A 22,440-nucleotide genomic window follows, 5' to 3' on the forward strand; every position below is an offset into this window, starting at 1 on the left:
CATAGGGTTGAATTATGTCAATAAAACTGGCATTTCATAAACGCCTGCTCACATTTTACAAAGTCGGGTTCGCTAAACGGTAAGTTCAGATCTAAGCTCTTAAGAGCGGTGATAGCCAGTTCAATGAGTGTTAAGGAGGGCGTGGATGTCGGTAATACAGATTGAGCTTAGTCGACTTCTACACGGTGCTGAAAAGCTATGCACATCACGCAATCAAAGCTTACCTGTTGAGTTAGGTAAGTCGCTCTTTGAAGAGTGTGAAGGTGGCGTGATCTTCTCCAAAGCTCATTATCTTCTGGATTCGTCGCACAGTGATTATACCGATGATGTCGCACGTGTGGTGTTTAATCAAAGCGAGGCGACTTGGCTGGTGGAGGTTCCGTTAGAAGAAGTGTCACAGGGCGATGTGATACAGTGGGGGCCATATCCCTACTTATCTCGCTCAAAAGACCTAGATTTAATCCTCCATGAAATAGAAAAAGACCCAAAAACTTACTTCTGGGTCTAGGCGTCATTAGTGTGTCCTTCCTGAATCGCCTTACCTGGCTTAAATCCAATACCTCTATCTTGTCGCGTGACTTTGAGCGATCAGAGAACGAAAATCTTTCGGTGTTTTTCCATGATAGGTTTTGAATGCGGTACTAAAGTGTGCGGCACTCTTAAAACCGGATTCGTAGGCTATCTGAGTAATCGACTTGTTAGAAGTTCTCAGTTGCGTTGCAGCATGAGCGATTCGCTTAATCTTGAGTAGATTCGAGAAGGACAAATCTTCGGCAGCTAGGCGGCGTTTTAACGTGGCCGGCGACATCCCCATGTAACTGGCTAACGTATCAAGAGAAATATTGTCTTCAATGTTTTGCTCGATGTAATTAATCACCTTCTGGGTCACGGTCAGCTTTGAAGCTCTACCAATCACAGCCAAAAGGGAAGGGTGCGCCTCAACCATCAGAGAGAGCAAGGCTAAACTCAATTGAGTGACTGCGTAGTCATTTTGAGTCGGCTCGCTGGCCAACGTTAGCAGCATCTCCTTGAGTTGGTATAGGTGAATATCCTCAGCATCAAACTTGATGTATCGCTCTGGAGGGCGTACAGATTCTAGGTCACCAAATTGATTGATAAATTTTTGAAAAATTGAGAGATCGAAGTCTAGGCAGATGGCGTTGAATTCGCCGTGTTCAGTGTTAACTGATATTTCTTGAACTTCGCCGGAGCTATAGAGCGCAAATTCACCAGCGTGGAGAGAGGCTTGAGAGCCATTGGGTAATGCAAAAGAGATACTGCCTTGGCGAACGATAAAAATGCCATTTCTTGAGGCTGGGTATCGCTCTCGTTTCCTGGGGATAAAGTTTCTAAACTGGGTGACGTTGATTGATGGCATACACACTTCTTTGACGTTCTGATTGCTCTAAATGCTTCCTCACTAAGTACAATATGCATAAAGTCACTTAGTGCTATTTAGAAATAATAGCTTGTTTTGTTGTTATTTTTGATGAGACGGCAATAAAAAAGGCGCTAATAATTAGCGCCTTTAGAAGAGTTATCAATAAGGATTAGCTCACTTGTTCGCTTGCTTCTTCCTCTTTGCTTGGTTGATCTGCAAAGATTTGAGTTGGCTTAGCGACTAAGCTGCGGTTTTCTTGGTTTACCTCAGAGAGAACGACTTCTAAAACGTCTCCCAATCTGTATACCATTTCTTTATCGATAGATACAGTACCCATATCACCATTGCACTCAATTCTTTCTTTGTTATCAAGAATGAGAGAGCCTGGGACGAATGCTGCTGCACCGTTCTCAAGCAGACGGATACGCATACCAGCGCGATTGATATCGAAGATTTCTGCTTGGAAGCGAGTCTCTTCTGCTGGTGCATTCGCAAGTGTGCGAGCGTATAACCAGTCGCCTACGTTGCGTTCTGCCATACCGTGGTGACGGCGATGCAGTGCTAGCTCTTCACCGACTGTTTCGTCAGGTGTTTGAATTGGAGCTTTGCCTAGAATGTGTGCTTTCAGCATGCGGTGGTTAATCATGTCACCGTACTTACGGATTGGTGATGTCCAAGTCGCGTAGATGTCTAGACCCATCGCATAGTGCGGTGCAGGCTCGTTACTGATTTCGCTGTACGCTTGGAACTTACGAATGCGATTGTCGTAGTAGTTGCTTTCAAGTGAACCTAACCAACGGCGCAGAGCTGCAAAACCCTCAAGAGAAGCGATCTGCTCTTCAGTGTATGGCGTTTCTGCTTGTGGGTTTACTAGTTCAAGCACGTCAGTCAGTTTGTCTGCTTTAAAACCTGCGTGGCAGTTGAATACACCTTGATTGAAGCTCTCTTTTAATACACGGCCAGCACAGATGTTTGCGCTGATCATTGCTTCTTCAACCAGCTTGTTTGCGCTGCGGCGCATGTCTGCGTGAATGGCAACTACGTCGTTATCTTCGCTTAGTTCAAAGCGGTAGTCAGGACGGTCTGGGAATACTACGGCATTTGCAGCGCGCCATGCTGAGCGAGCTTTAGCAAATTCATGCAGATCTGAAACGATGTTTGCAATCTCTTCGCTCGGTTGCCACCTCTCAGATGCGCCGGTTTCTAGCCAATCGGATACGTTGTCGTATGCTAGGCGAGCATGAGACTTAATGTTTGCCGCGAAGAACTTAATATCGTCGCCAATCACACCGTCTTTAGAGACAGTCACTGTACAGCAAAGCGCAGGGCGCTCTTCGTTCTCGATCAGTGAACATAGGTTGTCTGCTAAATCACGTGGCAGCATTGGAATGTTGCGGCCCGGTAGGTAAATCGTGAAGCCACGATCGCGTGCTACTTTGTCCATCTCATCATCTGGTGAGATGTAAGCTGTTGGGTCAGCAATAGCAATCGTCAGTTCGAAATCACCGTTCTCTTTTTTCTTCGCGTACAGAGCATCATCCATATCTTTGGTGCTTTCACCATCGATAGTTACGAAAGGTACGTGCGTCATGTCGATACGCTCTAAATCCGCATCGTCATTGATCTGCCAGTTATCGATGCCTTCAGGCTCGCTGTTCGGTAGATCGTTTTGAGCAAGCGTTACCCACCAAGGTGCGATTTTGTCGTCCGCATCGGTGATCTTTTCAGAGATCTGCGCAAGGAACCCGTTATCACCTTTTAATGGGTGCTGAACGATGTGAGCAACAACCCAGTCGCCTTCTTTTAGCGTTTCAGGGTTTAGGCCTTTTTTCGCCTTGGCTTTTAGTTGCAGCTTTTTAAGCTGAGGGTGATCTGGCACAACGTTTAGGCGGCCTTTGAAAAGCTTAACGCGAGCGATAAATCGAGTAAGACCTTGTTCTACTAACTCTTCTGGTTCAGCGACTTCACGTTCTTTCTCAGTACGGATGATCGCGACCACTTTGTCACCGTGAACACACTTCTTCATATACGGTGGCGGGATAAAGTAGCTAGTCTTGCTATCTACTTCTAGAAAACCAAAGCCTTTTTCTGTTGCTTTGATTGTGCCTTCCTTTTTAGGAAGTGTTTCTTGGATTTGTTGCTTAAGCTGAGCGAGTAGAGGGTTATCTTGAAACATCTTACTTTTATCTTACGAGAACAATTGAGCACACTATAATCATTGCGAGGCCTGATTACTACTTAAAGCACGTGACAGCGCAAATTAAATGGTGACAAAGAATGTGGGTGACTTTGCACGATAGACCCTCATTTGAATGGGTTAACGTCAAATTTTGATGACAAGATAGCCAAAAATTCAGTAAATCAGAAAAATATGTGATGTATTTCAATTTTTTCTGGCTTTTTTTATGCATTTAAGGAATAATCCGCCTCCCTTAGACGTCCCTAATGGCTTGATGCGTTTTATTACTGCTTCGCAACTGAACGGAATCAGTATCTGATAGGATCAGTATTGGAATTGGTAGAGCTCCCGGGACCTTTTGTTTACTTAATATAGTGGGATCCCAATGTCCGAATCTGTAATTCAATTTAATGAATTAGCACTTAACGAAAACATCCTTTCAGCTCTTGATAGCATGGGTTTCGTATCTCCAACTCCAATCCAAGCGGCAGCAATTCCTCTTCTTCTTGAAGGTAAAGACGCACTAGGTAAAGCACAGACAGGTACTGGTAAAACAGCAGCATTCTCTCTGCCTCTACTTAACAAAATCAACCTAAACCAACACAAACCACAAGCAATCATCATGGCTCCTACTCGTGAGCTAGCGATTCAAGTTGCTGCGGAAATCAAAAATCTTGGTCGTGACATCAAAGGCCTAAAGGTTATCGAAATCTACGGTGGTGCTTCAATCGTTGACCAAATGCGTGCTCTAAGCCGCGGTGCTCACATTGTTGTTGGTACTCCGGGTCGTGTTAAAGACTTATTAACTCGTGACCGTCTACACCTAGATGAAGCACACACATTTGTTCTTGATGAAGCAGATGAAATGCTAAAAATGGGCTTCGTAGATGACGTTACTTGGATCCTTGAGCAAGCTCCAGAATCTGCACAACGTGTACTATTCTCTGCAACTATGCCTCCAATGGTTAAGACTATCGTTGATCGTTACCTACGTAACCCAGCGAAAGTTGACGTTGCTGGTACTAACCACACAGTTGACAAAGTAGCGCAGAACTTCTGGGTTGTTAAAGGTGTAGAGAAAGACGAAGCAATGTCTCGTCTTCTTGAAACTGAAGAGACTGACGCGTCAATCGTATTCGTACGTACACGTCAAGACACTGAGCGTCTAGCTGATTGGCTATCTGCACGTGGCTTCAAAGCTGCTGCACTGCACGGTGACATTCCTCAGTCTCTACGTGAGCGTACTGTTGATCACATCAAAGAAGGTGTTATCGATATCCTAGTCGCAACTGACGTTGTTGCACGTGGTCTAGACGTTCCACGTATTACTCACGTATTCAACTACGACATCCCATTCGATGTTGAATCTTACATCCACCGTATTGGTCGTACTGGCCGTGCTGGACGTAAAGGTAAAGCGATCCTTCTAGTTCGCACTAACCAAATCCGTATGCTTCGCACTATCGAGCGCGTAACTAAGTCATCAATGGAAGAAATCCAACTTCCTCTACGTGACAAAGTAGCAGAAGCTCGTCTAGCTAAGCTAGGTGCAGAGCTTGAAGCAGAGAAAGAGCACAAGTCTCTAGAGAACTTCTCTGAGCTAGTTTCTAAGCTACAAGAGAGCCTAGACATTGACCCAGCAACTCTTGCTGCAATGCTTCTTAAGCGTCAACAAGGTAAGCGTCCACTGTTCTACATTGGCGAAGACCCAATGATCGCTGCAATCGAGCGCGACAAGAACCGTCGTAAAGAGCGTCGTGAAAACCGCGATCGTGACGGTGGCCGTGGTGGTCGTGACTTCAGCAACCAAGACTGGGATACATACCAGCTTCAAGTTGGTCGCGAGCAAGGCGTTCAAGTTAAAGACATCGTTGGCGCACTAGCGAACGAACTAGGCCTAACTAAAGGTTCTATCGGCGCTATCAAGCTTGACCAAGGTTCAACTTACGTTCAACTGCCAAAAGCAATGAACTCTGAAACTGCTGGTAAGCTAAGCAAGCTACGCATTCGTCAAAAAGAAGCTGGCGCTGTAGTTGTTGATTTCAACGACTTCCGTGAGCCTCGTCGTGGCGGCGGTCGTGATGGCAACCGTGGCGGCCGTGATGGTGGTCGTGGTGGTTACCGTGGTAACCGTGACGGCAATCGCGATGGTAACCGTGAAGGTGGACGTGGCGGCTACCGTGGTAACCGTGATGGCAACCGCGAAGGCGCCCGTGATGGCGAGCGTCGTTTCGACCGTAACCGTGGTGGCGATCACCGTGGTAACTACCGTGGCGAACGTGGTCATGGTAACGGTAATGGCGGCCGTGGTCGTCGCAATGACCGTGGCGAAGGTTAATCTTAAAGATTACCTCGTATAAATAAGAAGAAGCCGAGCATCTAGCTCGGCTTTTTTGTACCCATCACTTTGTCGATTTAACACCGAATACTGAGTTTAGTATTTGCTTTTAACTTTCAAAGGCTGAAAAATAATCTCGCATCTTATCCAACGCTAGAAAGCAAGAGGAAGCTTGTCAGTTGAGTGAAACTGTTGTGTCCAGCTAATAATGCCAGGTAGGGGCTTAGGAGGGCTGTACAGGTAGCCTTGGATTAGGTCGCACTTCATCTCAATCAGAGCCTCAAGAGTTTCTCTGTTTTCAACGCCTTCGACCACCACATCAAATTTGAGCCCGTGAGCCAAATCTATCGAGGTTTCGACAATGGTTCGGTTTTTCTCGTTGTGGGCAATGTCTTTAATGAAGCTGCGATCAATCTTGATCTGATCTATCGGCAACTCACTCAATCGAGCTAGAGAAGAATAGCCGGTGCCAAAGTCATCTAAGCTGATTCGGTAACCAAGCTGTTTAATTCTTTCCAATCGGGATTGGCTATTGGGAATGTCTCTTATCGCAGCTGTTTCGGTGATCTCAATAACAATACTCTTGGTGATATTCGGATTGTTGGCAGAGGCTTGAGCCAGTAATTTAAAGACCTTGCCACCGATAATGTCCTTCGCAGACAGGTTTACATGAATAGGTGCGGCAATGTTCTGCGCTTGAAATCGCTCTATGTCGTTAAAGACCTGCTTAAGTACCCAGAGCGTAATATCGGTGATCTTGTTGCTTTGTTCAGCAATGGGAATGAACTGGGCAGGAGAGATAAACTCACCCGTTTCCGTTTGCCATCGGATTAAGGCTTCAAACTCAATCACTTGTTCTGTATGCGGGCAAACAATAGGTTGGTAATAGAGTTTAAACTGCGCTTCATCCAGTGCATGTTGAATTTGGCTTGCTATCGAAAGGTTCTGCTTTGCACCCTCAATCATGGTTGGTTCGTAGGAGATAAGGCTCAACCCTTGGCTTTTCGCTTGATACATACTAATGTCGGCAAAATTGAGCAACTGCGTCATGTCTGTTGCATCTGCTGGGTAGTGGCTAGAGCCAAATACCACACTGGTCGATACCTCAAATTGATCAACAATGAATAGCTCCTTAAGCGCCAACTCAATATAGCTGACGAGTTGGTTGAGCTCGAATTGAGAGTTGCGATTGGTAATGATCACAAACTCATCGCCACCTAGGCGTGTTAGAAGCTCATCTGACTTGGTGAGTTTTTTAATTCGTTGTCCAAGTTGAATCAACAGTTGATCACCACAGTGATGACCCAGTGCGTCATTCACTTGTTTGAAGTTCACTACATCAAACATCAATACCGTGAAAGGCGAGCCCTGCTCAATGCGGCTGGACATTTCTTGTAGGCAGTAGCTTCTATTAGGTAAACCAGTAAGAAGGTCATGACGGGCGTTATGGTGCTCTTCAGCTGCCATCTGATTAAGCTCAGTGATCGAAGCGAGGCTAAATCGTACGACCGTGACCACAAAGATGCTGCCAAAGAACAGGATCAGAGAAACACCCACCACCAGCGAGTTAATGTTATCTAAGACTAAAAGAGCGTCCAGAAATAGGATGTAGCCGATAACAAAACCGACAATCAGTCCAGAGAGAAGCTTCCACCCTTTTTTTTCGGTGATGTGACAAATCTTATGCGCAAAAACAAGCCCAATACCTAGAATGATGATTCCTAGGGTGACTAATGCAGCAGCAAAAATAGACAAGAGTAACGTTCCTTGTATCGTTATTTTAGTTATATGGTTTGTCGTTCTGTAATTTTATTGTAGACCATGTGTTACGGTGAGTACATATATTGTACATCCATCTGATGGATTAATGACCGTTTTTGATTAAGAATATCAATAAGAGACAAAATTTTTTTGAGCGCAAATTCTATAATTTATAGATATATACATCTGGTTGAATTCAACTATTTTTTAATTTTCAGGCGTAAAAGAAATCAATTAATGACTAGGATCAACTAATTTGTGTTAATTTAGTTAAATATTCAAAACAAAAGTTGAAAGATTCAAAAATTATTGAATAATGGGCTTAAATAAAATTGAAGTAGAAACTTCATCAAATTCGTACTGAAACAGGATCCATATCCAATGTCTAATTCGTTTGTTCTGGTTATTAACTCAGGTAGTTCTTCTCTTAAATTCGCTGTTATCGATTCGGTAACAGGTGATGCAGTTGTTAGCGGCTTAGGTGAGTGTTTTGGCCTTCCAGAAGCGGTAATTAGCTGGAAATACAATGGTGAGAAAGTTGAAGAAGCGATTACGGCTCCTGACAACCACCACCAACATGCAATTACTCGTATCGTTGCACTAATGGAAACGCTAGGCTTCTCTAGCGATCTTGTTGCTGTTGGTCACCGCATCGTTCACGGTGGCGAGAAATTCACTTCTACGGTTCGTATCAACGATGAAGTACTGGCTGAAATCGAAAGCCTGTCTGACCTAGCACCACTGCACAACCCTGCAGGTGCAAAAGGCATCGAAGCTTCTATGCAAGCTTTCCCTCACCTTCCTCAGTTTGCTGTGTTTGATACAGCGTTCCACCAAACAATGCCGCAAAAAGCATTTACAGGTGCGATTTCTGGTGAGCTATACAAAGAATACGGTATCCGTCGCTACGGCTTCCACGGCACAAGCCACTACTTTGTAAGTCGCGAAGCTGCAAAAATGTTGAACAAGCCAGTTGAAGAATCAAGCTTCATCTCTGTTCACCTAGGTAACGGCGCATCAGTATGTGCAATCGAAAACGGTAAGTCAGTTGATACATCAATGGGCTTCACACCACTTGCGGGCCTAATGATGGGTACGCGCTCTGGTGACCTAGACCCAGGCGTTATCGAGTTCCTAATCAAGAAAGGTTGGACGACTGAAAAAGTATTCGACACACTAAACAAGAAGTCTGGCTTCCTAGGTGTATCTGGCCTAACTTCTGATGCTCGTGGCATCCTAGAAGCGATGGAAAACGGCCACGAAGGTGCGAAGCTAGCATTTGAAGTCTTCACTTACCGTGTTGCGAAATACATCGGCTCTTACATGATTCCACTAAGCAGCCTAGACGCAGTAATCTTTACAGGTGGTATCGGTGAGAACTCGCTACCAATCCGTCGTGAGATTCTAGCGAACCTGAAACTTCTAGGTTTTGTTGAAGACGAGAAAGGTAACGAAGATGCACGCTTTGGCGCAGCAGGCGTTATCGCGAAGTCTGAGCTACTAAACGCAGTAGCAATGGTTATCCCAACAAACGAAGAATTCGTAATCGCTAAGCAGTCTGTAGAGCTTCTGTAATAGCTTTTCAAAATAGACAGTAAGAAGCGAGCCCATGTGGCTCGCTTCTTTTGCTTTTAATGGTAAGAGCTCAAAAACAATGCACCTGTTTGCGCGCCTTGTTTATTTAAAACCCTTTGAAATAGAGCTGTCGACCAGTCTCTTGACATTGCTCTTGGTACGCTTTTCTTGCTTGCTCTTGCTGTCCTTCAGTCATCCCTGATAGATATTCCCGCTCTAGTTCGACAAGGTTTGAATACTGGTAATTACGCTTAGTGACTAAATAATTTCTAAACGCAGTGCGTGACGTAATAGAGGCGCCATTGACGCCAGAAACATTGGCACAGAGCACCAACTGTTCGTTACTAACCTCGCTTAGCTCAGTGGCGGAAACGATCGGGATTGAGGTGTAGGCAAGCGTTAATGCGGCCAATAATTTTACTTTCTTCATGACTTACTCAAACATCAATATGATATAGGCGATAAATAGGATTAAATGGGTCGCGCCATTCAGGGGGTTAGTGCGACCACTGCTAAAGCTGACACTTGCCACCAGCAGTGTCGTTCCAAGGAGTATCATTTCCGCTGGCTCTAGCCCCAGAATTAGCGGCTGGTTAATAACATGAGATATCAGTAGAACCGCAGGCACTGTAAGGGCTATGGTTGCCAACACAGATCCAAAGAACAGGTTCATTGCCCGCTGAAGCTGGTTATAAAGATTGCCTTCATAACCACGACAAACAATGTCAGAGCAAGCAATACGCCCATTAGCGAACCCATGTTACTCAGAAGCATTGTGTCACCGAAACTCTTAAATCCAATAACGGTGAGAAAACCGATGAACAGAACGAGTTCGTTTTTCAAAATCTTGTTCATAGTACAGCCTCCATCGCCACTAACGTTGTGAATGTCTGGGTGGAGAGACAGTAAAAGGTGCACTGAATGTCAGAGCGGTAAGCAGTGTGCAGCAAGTATTGACCGCGCAAAGCGGCCGTTTCATCAAATACATTTGATGAGGCGTTGGGTGTAATCATTAAAACCAAATTCTCTATAAATAAACGGGAGACGCCTATTCAATCCCCACCCATTTATCCGTATGAATGACACTCTTTAGGCGAGCGAAAACGCATCATTTTGGGATCAAAATGATGTAGGCATGAGCTGAATTATGAGAACGAGAGTGGTTTTCCGTGGATGTGCGAATAGAGCAGGTTGGAATCTTTCCATCCCGACAAACGTGACGCGTGTGTGGTGATTTGATTTGTCCAATGCAGGTGTTGTGCAAATGGTCGTCGTGGCTCCATCGCTAACTGCAATAAAGGAGGCGGATTAAAGGCGACGAGTAGGTGATAAGTGGGCTCTATCCCTAACGTGGCACTTCGGTCTGTGCTGGTAAGCCTGCGCTGGATTGATGCGAAATATTGAGAGCTATGGTTGGTTAGATCCGAGCCTGGATCATTGTCTGTAACAGCATGTACGCGCGCATCATTGGCTACTTCATCTTGAATGAAAAAATGATCGAGTGAGAGGTATTCAGAGGCGACGCTGTGGCTAACATAAGGTTGGTTTGAGTGGACGTGATCAGTTTCGTTCGGGTACAGGCTAGCACTCACAATGTGAGTAAGCATAAGGACTAGCAAAAATAGTTTGTAACCGCGTTCTAAGATAATGTCGTCTCAATGTGTTACTCAATCCTTGAGAGTTAGCTCTTCGCACGAGAGCGAGCCAATACTAACAGCTCAGTGTGATATGAAAACTAAAGAAAGGTAAAATCTTAGATATTAGGTTTTTACAAATTCCTGATGATTGCTAATGCACTTAAAATCAATGTTTTAAGCGGCTGCCATGATATGCAGCCTCTTTAAAGCCCTTAGGTAAACTCTACTGTTGTTGAATCAAGGTATTCGCAGCCTGCAGTCCCATCTGATAACCGGCTTCTAGCTTATCTTTATCAGTGGTTAACCTACCGACTTCAAAGCTATCTTCGGGGGCGATTACTTTGATGGTACAGTCTTGTGGCGGGTTATTAATGAATGCCAGAGTCTGATTGTATTGATCTGCACGAGTGATCATTGCTTCAGCAAGCTGAGGTGTTTTCTTCAATAGTTTTCGGACTAACCAAGCCGATCTTGGCGGGCGTTTTTCATAACCTTGCTTTTGAGAGAGGATCACCGTGATCTCTTTAGCACCTCGATTGTACGCCTCAATCACGGGGATCGAATCAACCACGCCGCCATCAATCATGGTGCGTCCATCAATAGTCAGTGGCGTGCGATAAGCCATAGGTACAGAGCAAGACGCTTTAAGCAGCTCTTCAAGGTTCTCCTCGTCCCCTTGAGTATAAACAGCCGTTCCATTATCAACATCGGTGGTCACGACATGAAAGGGCAGTGGCTGCTCGTTGAAGGCTTGCATGTCATAAGGGTAGTTCTCTGCGATATGATCCCATAACCAATCTAGCTCTAATAGGTGACCACCTTTGGCAAATCTTTTAAAGTCAATGAACTCTGGCCTACAGGAGTAGTCAGCAATGATGGTATGGGTTCGACCACGTTGATTCGATAACCAAGAGGCTATGTTGGTTGAGCCAGCAGAAACACCGATGCAGAAATCAAATGGGTTGTAGTTGTGGTCTAAAAATCCGTCCAATACACCGGCTGCAAAGATGCCTCGCATTGCACCACCTTCTACCACCAACGCATGTTTTGTTTTTTGTGTCATTCTAACGTCGACTCCCTAATGTTTATCTGAATCTATTCCTTTAGCTACTCATCGACCAGATAGAGCAGATACTGTCCAACTGTATTATTACTAGATTCGTGGTCAGATGTGTAGGTGCAACGCCAAAAAAATGAAAAGACCAAGCCAAACATAGGGTTATACGCATTATTTATTTGGATAGTGGATCACGTTATGAAAAACAGCGTTCTCTGGTCCTACGTTTTTGTAGCCATGAGTTTGATTGGCATTGAAGCGCACAGCTTGCCCAGCATGTAATGTGTGCCACTCACCATCAAACAGCACTGCCATTTGACCTGAAATACATAAGATGTGCTCTGTAACACCTAAGTTATGAGGCTCTGATTCATGCTGGTACTCTGGCGCTAAAGTCAGTTCGAAAATCTCAAAGCCTAACGCTGGTTCGAAAGGGAACAGCAAGCTCACAAAAAAACCAACGTTGTACTCCTCACGCCTTAATTCGTTTGCGTCTCTAAAAAGACTGGTGAGTTCATTGTTCGAGCTGGCATCGATAAAGCTCGAAAAAGATACCTCGAAGCCTGAAGCGATTTGCCACAGTTTGGCGACCGTAGGGCTGGATTCACCACGCTCAATTTGTCCTAGCATGGCTTTACTCACTCCTGTGGCTTTAGCCGTTGTATCTAAGCTCCAGCCTTTTTCTTTACGCAGGCGTTTTAGGTTATCGCCAACTTTAATTTCCGTTTGCATATTTTCTCGGCAAGTTTTTTTCGATAAATAGGTTGTGCGTTATAGCGCACAAGTGCTAAGTTTAATTTAAGGACGTTATAACGCACACAGGTTGAAATTAAAATGACGAAGCTAAAATTTTCTCATGTCAGTACGGGTTTTATCGCGGTTTTCATTGGCTACGCGAGTGCCGCTGCGATCATTTACCAAGCCGCAATGAGCGCAGGGGCGACGGAAGAGCAAGTGGCGTCATGGTTCTGGGCGCTAGGTATTGGTATGGGCGTATCGACGATACTGCTCTCTCTTCACTACAAGAAACCGATTGTCACAGCGTGGTCGACGCCGGGGGCTGCGCTACTTATCACCTCGTTAGAAGGTCTAACAATGAATCAAGCTATCGCGGTGTTTTTGTTTAGCTCTCTGTTGATAACGCTGGTGGGTTTAGCCGGTGTTTTTGAACGGGTGCTTAAACACATCCCGACATCCATAGCCTCTGCGATGTTAGCGGGCATATTGCTGCAATTTGGCTTAGGGTTATTCACTTCATTAATGGACGAAGTTGAAATTGTCGTGGTGATGCTAGGCATGTTTATTTTGGCAAGGACATGGTTAGGAAACCTATTGATTCCAAGCATCTTTGCTGTTGCATTGACGATGTGTATTGGCTTAGGAAAGCTCGACTTGAGTGAGGTTACATTAGGGATGACACTTCCTGTTTATATCGCCCCTGATTTTGAGTTTTTCTCTTTGATTAGCGTGGGGATCCCACTATTTATTGTCACAATGGCTTCTCAGAATCTGCCGGGGTTTGCGGTATTGAAAGCCAATGGCTACCAAGTCGATTCGTCAAAGGTTATTACGACGACAGGTGTGACAGGTTTGCTATTGGCGCCTTTTGGGGGATTTACCTTTAACCTCGCTGCCATTTCTGGTGCGATCTGTATGGGGGAGAATGCCGATGCAAATCCAAAGACGCGCTATATGGCCGGGGTTTCGATGGGAGTCTTCTACCTTTTAGCCGCGGTACTGGGCATGTCATTTGTTTCCCTATTTAGTGCAGTGCCGACAGCAGTTGTCATTGCGGTCGCCGGGCTGGCGGTGATGCCAACACTATTAAGCTGCTTAACAGTCTCAATGGCCGATGATAAGTATCGTGAGCCAGCGCTGTTTGCATTCTTGTTTACTGCATCGGGTATTGATTTACTTGGGATTGGCAGTGCATTTTGGGGACTGTGTATTGGATTACTCTGCTGTTGGTTACACGACTATAAAGCGAGATCGTCTCAAGCAAGGAGTGCCTCACCAACTCAATCTTGATGTGCTCATTGCAACGAAGATTCAAGGTTAATACACAGCGAGCTAATTGAGAGGCTCGCTTTTTCATTTCGGCTAGGAAATGGTTTGAAACCTTCATATGAGAATCATTGATATTTAGTTGCTGTTATAATATAACAGTGCCAGTCTTAAATGATTACACTTACTCTAATGGAAGCCGCAGTATGTTGTCGAAGCTGTACAAACAGTTTATCAGTTGGTCGATGCTCGTCATCGTCGCTCTGGGGTCGACAGCATCTGTGATTGGTGAATTCCGCTCTCATAGCTTATTGTCTTTAAGCCCTGCTGCTCATCATAAAGATACGGGTCATCAGTCCCATGTCGGACACCATCATCACTCCGGTCATCAACACGCTATAGATCATCATGCGGTGGGAGAGTTGAACCAAACGGATGAGGGCTCTGAATTTGTCTCACATCATGATGCAAGCAATCATCATCACGACAAAGGCCATCTAAAGCCAGACCTATTTATTGCAGATTCTCAACTTCTGAGTATCGTCAGAGATCGCCGTGTCTCTGGTGAGCCCAGCTATAGTCCATTCCTTTTAGATCGCCCTCCTATTACTTCGATATTTGTATGATTTCGCGCTGCGTAAAGTTCGCAGCCAAAACTATTCAAATTTATATCGGAGTTTGTATGAAACATTCCTTTCCCCATGAAGTGAGCAGATTCGACAACCATGTTGGTGCTCGTCTAAGAAATGGGGTGCTCTTTGCTATTCTCGCCTTGTGTACCATGGTCAGCAGTGAAGCTTTGGCCCATGCTGTAGCAGAAGGTGACAAAGGCTATATTCAAGAAATTACTGGGACACACCTTGTCTCTTTTATGTACTTAGGGGCAAAACACATGGTTACCGGTTATGACCATGTGCTGTTCCTGTTCGGTGTGATTTTCTTCCTCTATAAGATGAAGCACATTGCGCTGTATGTGAGCTTGTTTGCCTTGGGGCATTCATCAACCATGTTGCTTGGTGTCTATTTCAATATCGGGATCAACAGCTACATCATCGACGCCATTATTGGCTTTTCGGTGGTGTATAAAGCGATGGATAACCTCGGTGCATTTCAACGCTGGTTTGGTTTTCAACCGAATACAAAACTAGCAACCTTGCTGTTTGGTTTCTGTCATGGTTTTGGACTGTCGTCTAAGATCATTGATTACGATATCTCTCCAGACGGTTTAATTCCCAATCTATTGGCGTTCAATATTGGTGTAGAGATAGGGCAACTTATCGCGCTCGGCACCATTTTGATCGTGATGGGCTTTTGGCGAAGACAGGATAGCTTCTATCGCCAAGCTTATTCGGTCAACGTAGTAATGATGAGCCTTGGTTTCATGCTTATCGGGTATCAAATGACGGGCTACTTTGTCGCTCAATAATTAGAAAAGGAATTATCCATGTACAATTCAGACATGCCAAACAGAGCCGAGTTACCGACTACCAAGCAACTTGTTCGCTCTACTTTCATTGCACTTATCGTGGCTGTGGTGACGCTGATCACCGTTATCCTACCGGCCGAGTATGCGATCGACCCAACGGGCGCAGGCAAATTGCTCGGCCTCACTGAGATGGGTGAAATTAAGACACAACTGGCTCAAGAAGCGGAAGCGGATCGAGCACGCGATCAAGCGGTGATTGTTTCAGCGCCAGTGGTTCAAGCCGAATCCGCTTCTAAACCTAGTTCAACTTCTCAGTCAAGTTCTGCTAATCAACCAAGTTCAGGTTCGGAACAGCAAACGAATCCTGTTTGGAAAGACAAGATGATGCTAGTGCTAAAACCGGGTGAGGGTGCAGAAGTGAAGCTTGTGATGACCGAAGGGCAGAAAGCGACCTTTGCGTGGTCTGCGAAGGGTGGTCCGGTCAACTTCGATACCCACGGTGATGGAAATGGTAACGCCATCAGTTATCAAAAAGGGCGTGGCGTACCAAATGACGAAGGGGAGTTGGTTGCCGCATTCACTGGACATCACGGTTGGTTCTTCAGGAACAGAAATGACAATACCGTTATGGTGATCATTCGAACCAAGGGTGAGTATTCTGCGATGAAGCGAATGTTGTAAATCTGATAAAGTGACGATAAAGGCCTGTATCATCAGTCAACGTGTGAACTGATGGTCAGGCCTTTTTTGCTCGTTACAGGGGTTGGCGTTATCTCTAAGTTTTCGGGCAGGATAATATTCTATTATGAAACCGAACGACTAGAAGCAAGCACCGAGTATTTAACTATCAATTATTAGAGCGTGCTGTTTAATTAAATTAATTAGACGATATTCCCGGTAGCCTTATTTGAAAGTGTGCACCGATAGAAGATTCTTGTTCCACCACTCTAATATCCCCGCCCAGTTTATGGGTTATAAGGTTATATATAATGGAGAGCCCCAAGCCTGTTCCACCGTTTAATCGGTTGGTGGTATAAAAAGGCGTAAAGATCTTACTTGCTACGCTGTCATCTATACCTATGCCATTATCTTGATAGCTGATGATGATATCTTGGTTTGATGCCATAGCTTTTATATAGATTAGATTATTCTCCTCTTTACTTAATTCGAAGCCATGAATACAGCTGTTATTAATTAAGTTTGTAAGGATCTGCTCGAGAATACCGGAATTTAAACGTATGTTTAACGTTTCTGATATTTCGAGTATAAACTCTACCTTAAAAGGGGAGTATATTGGCTCAATGCTCTCTATCAATTCATTAAACACAGTCAGGATATTTAAATCCTCCACCTCTCCATGGTGTTCAATGACCGATGTCTGTTTGAATTGCTGTACTAACTTGGCTGCTCGTTCGAGATTGGAGCTCGTCATTTTATGTGCAGGCCGCACGCCCGCTAAAAAATCAACAAAGGTGTTTTCATCCAGAAGTTGATTGTTGTAGGCATTTTCCAATTGGTCTATGTGCTCTTCCATCACGGACAAAGCAGTAATGGCGACCCCAAGGGGGGTATTGACCTCGTGAGCCACACCATTAACGAGGTGACCGAGCGCTTCCATCTTTTCAACTTCTACTTGGTACTGTTGCGATTTCTCCAAGTTTTTAAGCATCTGTTTGATGTTCTCATTCTGGCTTTTCACACTTTGCTTAAGCTCAAGCCCTTGCTGTGTGTGGATATCGAAACTCTGATTTATCTCTGCAGATTTTATGGTTCTAGATATAGCAAACGAGAGGCTGATGGTGAGCTGAATACTTGGTTGATCAAGTTTAATGCGATGGGGTGCCTGCCTGAGCAGTAAAAAGCCGATGACCTCTTGGTTTAGTCGAACTGGCACTAAGCAAGATTGGAAGTAGTGAAGGTCAGAAAGCCCCAGCCATTGTCCGTTTACGGCGTTGAGATGGCTATAAGCCAAGTGACTTTTATCTTTTAACTGTTCCAGAAATTGTTGGAAGTGTTCTGACGTAATTATCTGATTTTCTTTCACTTCTGTCTGTTCGTTGCACTCGATATAGACACAGCTAACGTCGTTTTTATCGGTCGTTAGCCATAGGCTTGTATCCGATAGATGAAGGCCCGAGCTGATTAGGCTCAGGCTTGCTTTCGCAATTGTATCTATGTCTCCAAGATCAATACTTGGATGGTCGAGGAGGGCGTTTAATTTTTTTGTTAGCATACGAATGGCTGCGCTCATTAATCTGAATCAGGATACTGTTTACGAATATCCATGATTTCGGCGAAGTGTTGAATCGCAACATCCGCAATTTCAGGGTCAAAATGAATCCCTTTCTGGTCTTCGATTAGGTCAATGATGTCTTGGTCGCGCCACGCTTTTTTATAAGAGCGGGTGGAGCCTAGCGCATCGATGACATCAGCTATCGCCATGATACGACCCTCTAGCGGGATATCTTCCCCTTTGACTTGATTTGGATAGCCTGAGCCATCCCATTTCTCGTGATGCGAGAGCGAAACCATCGCGCCCATCTGTGGAATACCATAATTGAGTTTACTCAACAGGTTATAGCCAATGGTGGGGTGCGTTTTCATCACTTCCCACTCTTCATCAGAGAGGGCTGCAGGCTTATGTAGGATACTCTCAGGTACGCCAATCTTGCCGAGGTCATGCATTGGAGCGGCGTGCTTGATGATTTGAACGTGCTTTTTACCTAAACCTAGTTGGGTCGCAATATATTCACAGATCAGTGCCACCCTTAATACGTGAGCGCCAGTCTCTTTTGAACGTGTCTCAATAGCTTCACTGAGCATCAGCATCAATTGTTGCTGCACCTCTTGGATCTCGTGATTTGAGAGTAGGTTTTTAAACACTAATACAAAGTTAGATGTGAAGTGCGGCAGTAGGTTACTGACCCCTTTTGATATTGGCTTTTGGAAATTAAAGCCAATCGTAATATGTTCGAACTCATTGATTTTTAAACAGTGCAATAAACGTTCGTTATTTACATCAATGATGGGTTTGTCTGGCTTTGTTGTAGGTAAATTAGCAATCAAAGCCTCGACGACGTCAATGGAGCCAGCCTCAATAAACTCATTGTCATCGTTGATTAAGTACTGCTTTCGGACGGGTTGAGCGTAGGGCATTTGGCTTTCGATGTTGATTGCCAACTGTAAATGGTCGTGTTTTAGAAATTGTTTGAGCTCAGAATGCGCGGTGCAGAGGAAGTCTTTCACCTCTGAATGAGCCAAAATGGTCTCAGTTGAGGACAGTAACTGCTCCAACCTGTTCTGGTTGGAGGAGATGATTCGTATGTCTCGGTACGCTCGTAATGCCGTTAAAACTGAAGTTTTGAGACGTGTCGCATTTAGCTCAGTTTTATTCTTATAGTCATTAATTTCATAGGTATTGATGACTTTTTCTTCGGGGGCTTGACCTGGTTGCCCCGTTCTCAGAACTAATCTTATCTGCTTATTGTTCTTTGTTTCACGAATCCAGTGGATTAAATCAAGGCCAGCGCTGTCCGTTTCCATCACTACATCGACCAATGCGAGCGCAATATCTGAGTGTGTTTCGAGTATTTCTTGCGCTTGTTTTGCGGATGACGCAGAGAGTATTTCTATAGGGCTTTTATGAAATTTCAAGCCTGATAGCGCCATTTTCGATACCGCAATGACATCAGGCTCATCATCAATAAGTAGTACTTTCCATGGTCGGGCTACTATTTTCGACTCAGGCTCGTCCATTATTTTGGGGGAGCGGTCTTTCCCTTTCTGACCCATAGAAAAAAGAGAGTTGGGCATATTGTTATCCTTAACATCAAGAGCGCAAGTTTCTAACCTAATTTCTCGGGTAACTTCAAGCGAGATTTTCTGGAAAGTCAAATTTTGCGATTAAATTCAATTAAAACTTAGAACTTATTGCCACAAAAGCAATTTTAGACGTGCCTTAGTTTGACCAATAATAGTTTTACACCTAGTAATTAAGTGGTTGTTATATTGTTACCTCATTGTTACTTTAAATATTAAATTATGTATGTTTTATAAGAAATACCTTTGTTTATTTATGGGTTTCCCAAAAGTACATGCATATGGAGTATTTCCAAAGTTCGTGATTAGCGGTACTTCTTCATCAAGAGGTTGGGAAGATGAGAGCATTCTTTGAAGTTCATTTAAGGCTAGTGATTACAGTATGGATAATCCTAATGTCTGTATTGGGACTTCTGTATTTGATGAATTACATGAAGTTCGACAGTGTGATGTCGAACGTTGTGTCGTCAAAGCTAGATGTGATCTCCTCTTCGCTTAAAACCTCTATGGAACGTGTCGACCGAATGGGTATTCCATTTGAATCGGCCGATAACCTCAAAGATCAGTTCGATCATGCGAGAGTTCGTGAATCTGACGTTACGGCTATCTCATTAGTGAACCAGAACGGCGATGTCCTTATCCACTCTTCGACCACTCAAGGCACACATGTACCTCCCGAAGTTCTACGACGAGCCCTAACATCGAATGAAGCACGTTGGTCTTACAACGATGACTCGCAACTTTACAGTGGCCTACAAACGCTCGATAGCTTTGGAAACCTGTCTGGCAGCATTGTTATTGAGTACGACAAGACCGCGTTATTTGGTGTCTATGCCTTAGTTAGGCTGCACCTTCTTGAAGCGACGGTGGTGATCTTCCTTATCACGGCTTTAGTGGTTTTCTTAGTGGTTCGACTTGGCTTTGGTGACGTTGCGGGGGTTATAGACCTTATCCAGAAGTACTCGAAAGGCGATAAACAGCTTTTGGATCAAGCACCGCAAGGAACCATGAGTCAAACCTTCGCTGACCAAATCAAACAGAGCGAGAAAATGAAAGCTGAAGTATCTGCAGAGCTAGAAAGATTGAAAGAGCTCTCGAAGAAGCAGGAGAAACAAGATACTGAGGTGATCAAATGAGTAGAGTTCATACTATGGCGGGGTTAATCAACAAACGCCTAATCTGGATCACTATCGTCAGTGCCTTTTTTGCTTCATTTTTGAGTGCAGCCTACACCTTGGTTGAGTTTAACTTCTCCATCAAACCTGAACTGCTTAAGAAGGCGAGTGCGATTGCGCAAAATATCCAAGATGATGTGGAATTGGCGATCGATGTCGGTGTACCTTTTGAGCAGATCAAAGGTATGGACACTTATCTGGACGATACGTTAGCCACCTATCCAGAACTTACCTTCGTTGCGATCACCCAGAATGAAGATGTGCTTTACCGTTCTGGTGCAGTCGAAACATTAGACCCAACCTATGCAGTAGCCTTTGAAAAGGTGTCGAATCAATACCTGTCAGCGACATTCCTTGAACGTCTGGTTGTGGTATTTAAAGAACTGCCAAGCTTGCTCCCTTCTTTGTTTAGTGCTGATTCCGCACAGAGTGATGTGTTTCAATTGGCGATCCAAGGCGCAGAAGAGGTTTCCGGGCGCATCTATGTTGGCTTGAGCTCTACTTTTGTTCAGTCCCAGTTAACAGATATCTTTTTTGATATCGCTATCGTTCTGATTGCAGTGCTATTGGTCTGTTTTGAAGTGGTGATGGTTGTGGTGATGTTTTATGTATCGGGACCTTTAGAAGAGTCCGAGTCGATACTAAAACGTCAGGTGAAAGGGGACTTTTCAGTTAATGAGAGAACCAGTTATCACGGCGTGATTGGTTTGTTCTCTCAGCGTCTAAATGACGATTCGAAAGATCTTCAGTCTCGATTTAAAGCTCTGTTCTCCCGTTTTATCTCGTCTAAATCGAATTCCGATGGGCAGGCTGAGCAGAACACGGTTACCTCAAAGTTATCCAGCATTTCAGAGCGTTTCAGTCTAGAGAGCAAACTTGGATTTCATAAGGGCAACATTGTTGACGCTCGTATCCCATTGTTTGTGTTCTCTTTCGCAGAAGAGCTTTCTAAGTCTTTCATGCCTCTTTTCGTTAATGAGTTCTATAAGCCAACAAGCTGGATCTCAAAGGACGTGATGCTGGGGCTACCAATTTCCGTTTTCATGTTTGTCATCGCAGCTTGTACGCCATTTGCTGCTAAGTGGGTTGACCGATGGGGACAAAAACAACTGTTCTTGTTGGGCTTGATTCCAGCAATTGGTGGTTACTTCGGGTGTGCCTTTGCCCAAGACAGCATGGACATTGTGATTGCCCGTGGTGTGACGGCCTTCGGCTACGCGATCATCACCATCAGTTGTCAAAGCTATATCGCCGCTGTGATTACGCCTGAAAACCGAGCGAAAGGCATGTCGATTTTTGTTGGTGTCCTAATGACAGCGACCATGTGTGGTACGGCGCTTGGCGCGATCATCGCGGATCGCATCGGCTACCAACCGGTGTTCTTACTCTCGGCATTATTAGCGGCTTTCGCAGGTTTCCTTGCATGGCGCATGTTTATTGGGGATGTCTCTGGCGATGGTGCTAAAGGCAAAGCAGCAGCTAAGGGCAGTGTTTTCTTATTAGCTAAGAACTTACGTTTCATGGCTGTGATCTTGTTCTGTGCGATCCCAGCGAAGATCGTACTAACGGGTTTCTTATATTTCCTCGTTCCTCTCTACCTTGTTTCTTTAGATGCCAGCCAATCAGAAATTGGTCGTGTCATGATGATCTACTCATTGGTGATCATTCCGCTGAGTCCAATTGCTTCGGGTATTGCCGACCGTACGCAAAAAACGAAGCAATTGGTGGTATTGGGTACTTTGTTGTCAGGGGCGATCTTGGTTTCGATGTACGGTGAAGATTCTGTGTTTAAGATTCTATTGGCGGTCACACTCATGGGTATCGCCCACTCGATTCTGAAAGCGCCGTTGATTGCTTGTGCTCTTGAAGCGTCAGAAGCAACTCCAGAAGTTGGACGCACTGAAGTACTTGGCTTACTTCGTACATCCGAGCGAATTGGTAGTGTTATCGGCCCTATTTTGGTGGCTTCGTTATTAATCAGTCATAGCTTCGGTGAGGCGATGACCATAGTCGGCGGCGGTATTTTCCTAGCGGGTATTGCCATGTTTATGATCCTCAGAATGCCTGAGCGCGCTGCTCAATAGGACT

At 44.7% G+C, this 22,440-nt stretch carries 19 protein-coding genes and 1 pseudogene; 9 read left to right on the forward strand and 11 right to left on the reverse strand.

The window, feature by feature from the left end; translation table 11 throughout:
• The first annotated feature begins 145 nt into the window (after positions 1 to 145).
• Positions 146 to 508 carry a DUF3024 domain-containing protein gene (locus KI655_RS03545; protein ID WP_285401792.1) on the forward strand — a complete coding sequence of 121 codons (363 nt, stop codon included), beginning with the start codon at positions 146 to 148 and terminating at the stop codon, positions 506 to 508.
• 54 nt (positions 509 to 562) lie between these two features.
• Here the strand turns inward: KI655_RS03545 and KI655_RS03550 are convergent, their stop codons facing one another.
• Together KI655_RS03550 and rnb are read right to left on the reverse strand one after the other, a co-directional pair.
• On the reverse strand, positions 563 to 1,378 hold the full coding sequence (locus KI655_RS03550; protein ID WP_285401794.1) for an AraC family transcriptional regulator: 816 nt from the start codon (positions 1,376 to 1,378) through the stop codon (positions 563 to 565).
• A 172-nt stretch (positions 1,379 to 1,550) separates the two neighbouring features.
• On the reverse strand, positions 1,551 to 3,557 hold the full coding sequence (gene rnb / locus KI655_RS03555) for an exoribonuclease II (protein ID WP_285401796.1): 2,007 nt from the start codon (positions 3,555 to 3,557) through the stop codon (positions 1,551 to 1,553).
• A 388-nt stretch (positions 3,558 to 3,945) separates the two neighbouring features.
• Between rnb and KI655_RS03560 the strand changes: the two genes are divergently transcribed.
• The gene (locus KI655_RS03560) at positions 3,946 to 5,898 is read left to right on the forward strand and encodes a DEAD/DEAH box helicase (RefSeq protein ID WP_285401798.1); all 1,953 of its coding nucleotides are present in this window, start codon (positions 3,946 to 3,948) and stop codon (positions 5,896 to 5,898) included.
• Between the two features lie 153 nt (positions 5,899 to 6,051).
• On the opposite strand, the gene KI655_RS03565 is transcribed toward KI655_RS03560, so the two are convergent.
• The gene (locus KI655_RS03565; protein WP_285401800.1) at positions 6,052 to 7,653 is read right to left on the reverse strand and encodes a bifunctional diguanylate cyclase/phosphodiesterase; all 1,602 of its coding nucleotides are present in this window, start codon (positions 7,651 to 7,653) and stop codon (positions 6,052 to 6,054) included.
• 387 nt (positions 7,654 to 8,040) lie between these two features.
• On the opposite strand from KI655_RS03565, the gene KI655_RS03570 reads away from it, so the two are divergent.
• Positions 8,041 to 9,234: an acetate/propionate family kinase gene (locus tag KI655_RS03570; RefSeq protein ID WP_285401802.1), complete on the forward strand. Its 1,194-nt coding sequence runs from the start codon at positions 8,041 to 8,043 to the stop codon at positions 9,232 to 9,234.
• Between the two features lie 106 nt (positions 9,235 to 9,340).
• Here the strand turns inward: KI655_RS03570 and KI655_RS03575 are convergent, their stop codons facing one another.
• The 6 genes and pseudogenes from KI655_RS03575 to KI655_RS03595 form a co-directional block, all read right to left on the reverse strand.
• The gene (locus tag KI655_RS03575) at positions 9,341 to 9,664 is read right to left on the reverse strand and encodes a hypothetical protein (RefSeq protein WP_285401804.1); all 324 of its coding nucleotides are present in this window, start codon (positions 9,662 to 9,664) and stop codon (positions 9,341 to 9,343) included.
• Between the two features lie 3 nt (positions 9,665 to 9,667).
• Positions 9,668 to 9,925: pseudogene (locus KI655_RS03580) on the reverse strand (calcium:proton antiporter); the annotation flags it as partial.
• A complete protein-coding gene (locus KI655_RS24145; RefSeq protein WP_373417253.1) occupies positions 9,904 to 10,089 on the reverse strand; it encodes a hypothetical protein in 186 nt (61 codons plus the stop codon). The pseudogene KI655_RS03580 and the gene KI655_RS24145, both read right to left, overlap by 22 nt.
• Before the next feature lie 290 nt (positions 10,090 to 10,379).
• On the reverse strand, positions 10,380 to 10,841 hold the full coding sequence (locus KI655_RS03585; RefSeq protein WP_285401806.1) for a hypothetical protein: 462 nt from the start codon (positions 10,839 to 10,841) through the stop codon (positions 10,380 to 10,382).
• Positions 10,842 to 11,094: 253 nt separating this feature from the next.
• Positions 11,095 to 11,934, reverse strand: a complete 840-nt coding sequence (locus KI655_RS03590; RefSeq protein WP_285401808.1) for a patatin family protein — start codon at positions 11,932 to 11,934, stop codon at positions 11,095 to 11,097.
• A gap of 165 nt (positions 11,935 to 12,099) precedes the next feature.
• Positions 12,100 to 12,660 carry a helix-turn-helix domain-containing protein gene (locus tag KI655_RS03595; RefSeq protein ID WP_285401810.1) on the reverse strand — a complete coding sequence of 187 codons (561 nt, stop codon included), beginning with the start codon at positions 12,658 to 12,660 and terminating at the stop codon, positions 12,100 to 12,102.
• A gap of 102 nt (positions 12,661 to 12,762) precedes the next feature.
• Here KI655_RS03595 and KI655_RS03600 point away from each other — a divergent pair, with 102 nt between their 5' ends.
• From KI655_RS03600 to KI655_RS03615, 4 genes are all read left to right on the forward strand, one after another.
• A complete protein-coding gene (locus tag KI655_RS03600) occupies positions 12,763 to 13,956 on the forward strand; it encodes a benzoate/H(+) symporter BenE family transporter (RefSeq protein ID WP_285401812.1) in 1,194 nt (397 codons plus the stop codon).
• A gap of 182 nt (positions 13,957 to 14,138) precedes the next feature.
• The gene (locus KI655_RS03605) at positions 14,139 to 14,558 is read left to right on the forward strand and encodes a hypothetical protein (RefSeq protein ID WP_285401814.1); all 420 of its coding nucleotides are present in this window, start codon (positions 14,139 to 14,141) and stop codon (positions 14,556 to 14,558) included.
• A 155-nt stretch (positions 14,559 to 14,713) separates the two neighbouring features.
• Positions 14,714 to 15,358: a HupE/UreJ family protein gene (locus tag KI655_RS03610; protein ID WP_285402009.1), complete on the forward strand. Its 645-nt coding sequence runs from the start codon at positions 14,714 to 14,716 to the stop codon at positions 15,356 to 15,358.
• 18 nt (positions 15,359 to 15,376) lie between these two features.
• Complete coding sequence (locus tag KI655_RS03615) at positions 15,377 to 16,039, forward strand: transmembrane anchor protein (RefSeq protein WP_285401816.1); 663 nt, start codon at positions 15,377 to 15,379, stop codon at positions 16,037 to 16,039.
• 196 nt (positions 16,040 to 16,235) lie between these two features.
• On the opposite strand, the gene KI655_RS03620 is transcribed toward KI655_RS03615, so the two are convergent.
• The gene (locus KI655_RS03620; RefSeq protein WP_285401818.1) at positions 16,236 to 17,609 is read right to left on the reverse strand and encodes a sensor histidine kinase; all 1,374 of its coding nucleotides are present in this window, start codon (positions 17,607 to 17,609) and stop codon (positions 16,236 to 16,238) included.
• On the reverse strand, positions 17,609 to 19,171 hold the full coding sequence (locus tag KI655_RS03625; RefSeq protein ID WP_285401820.1) for an HD domain-containing phosphohydrolase: 1,563 nt from the start codon (positions 19,169 to 19,171) through the stop codon (positions 17,609 to 17,611). Before KI655_RS03625 ends, KI655_RS03620 begins: the two co-directional genes overlap by 1 nt.
• 401 nt (positions 19,172 to 19,572) lie before the next feature.
• On the opposite strand from KI655_RS03625, the gene KI655_RS03630 reads away from it, so the two are divergent.
• Entirely contained in the window at positions 19,573 to 20,313 is a 741-nt protein-coding gene (locus tag KI655_RS03630; RefSeq protein ID WP_285401822.1) for a hypothetical protein, read from the forward strand.
• Positions 20,310 to 22,436 carry an MFS transporter gene (locus KI655_RS03635; protein ID WP_285401824.1) on the forward strand — a complete coding sequence of 709 codons (2,127 nt, stop codon included), beginning with the start codon at positions 20,310 to 20,312 and terminating at the stop codon, positions 22,434 to 22,436. The genes KI655_RS03630 and KI655_RS03635 overlap by 4 nt, the downstream gene beginning before the upstream one ends.
• The last annotated feature ends 4 nt before the right edge of the window (positions 22,437 to 22,440 follow it).

Source organism: Vibrio sp. D404a (assembly GCF_030248535.1).
Lineage (GTDB): Bacteria > Pseudomonadota > Gammaproteobacteria > Enterobacterales > Vibrionaceae > Vibrio.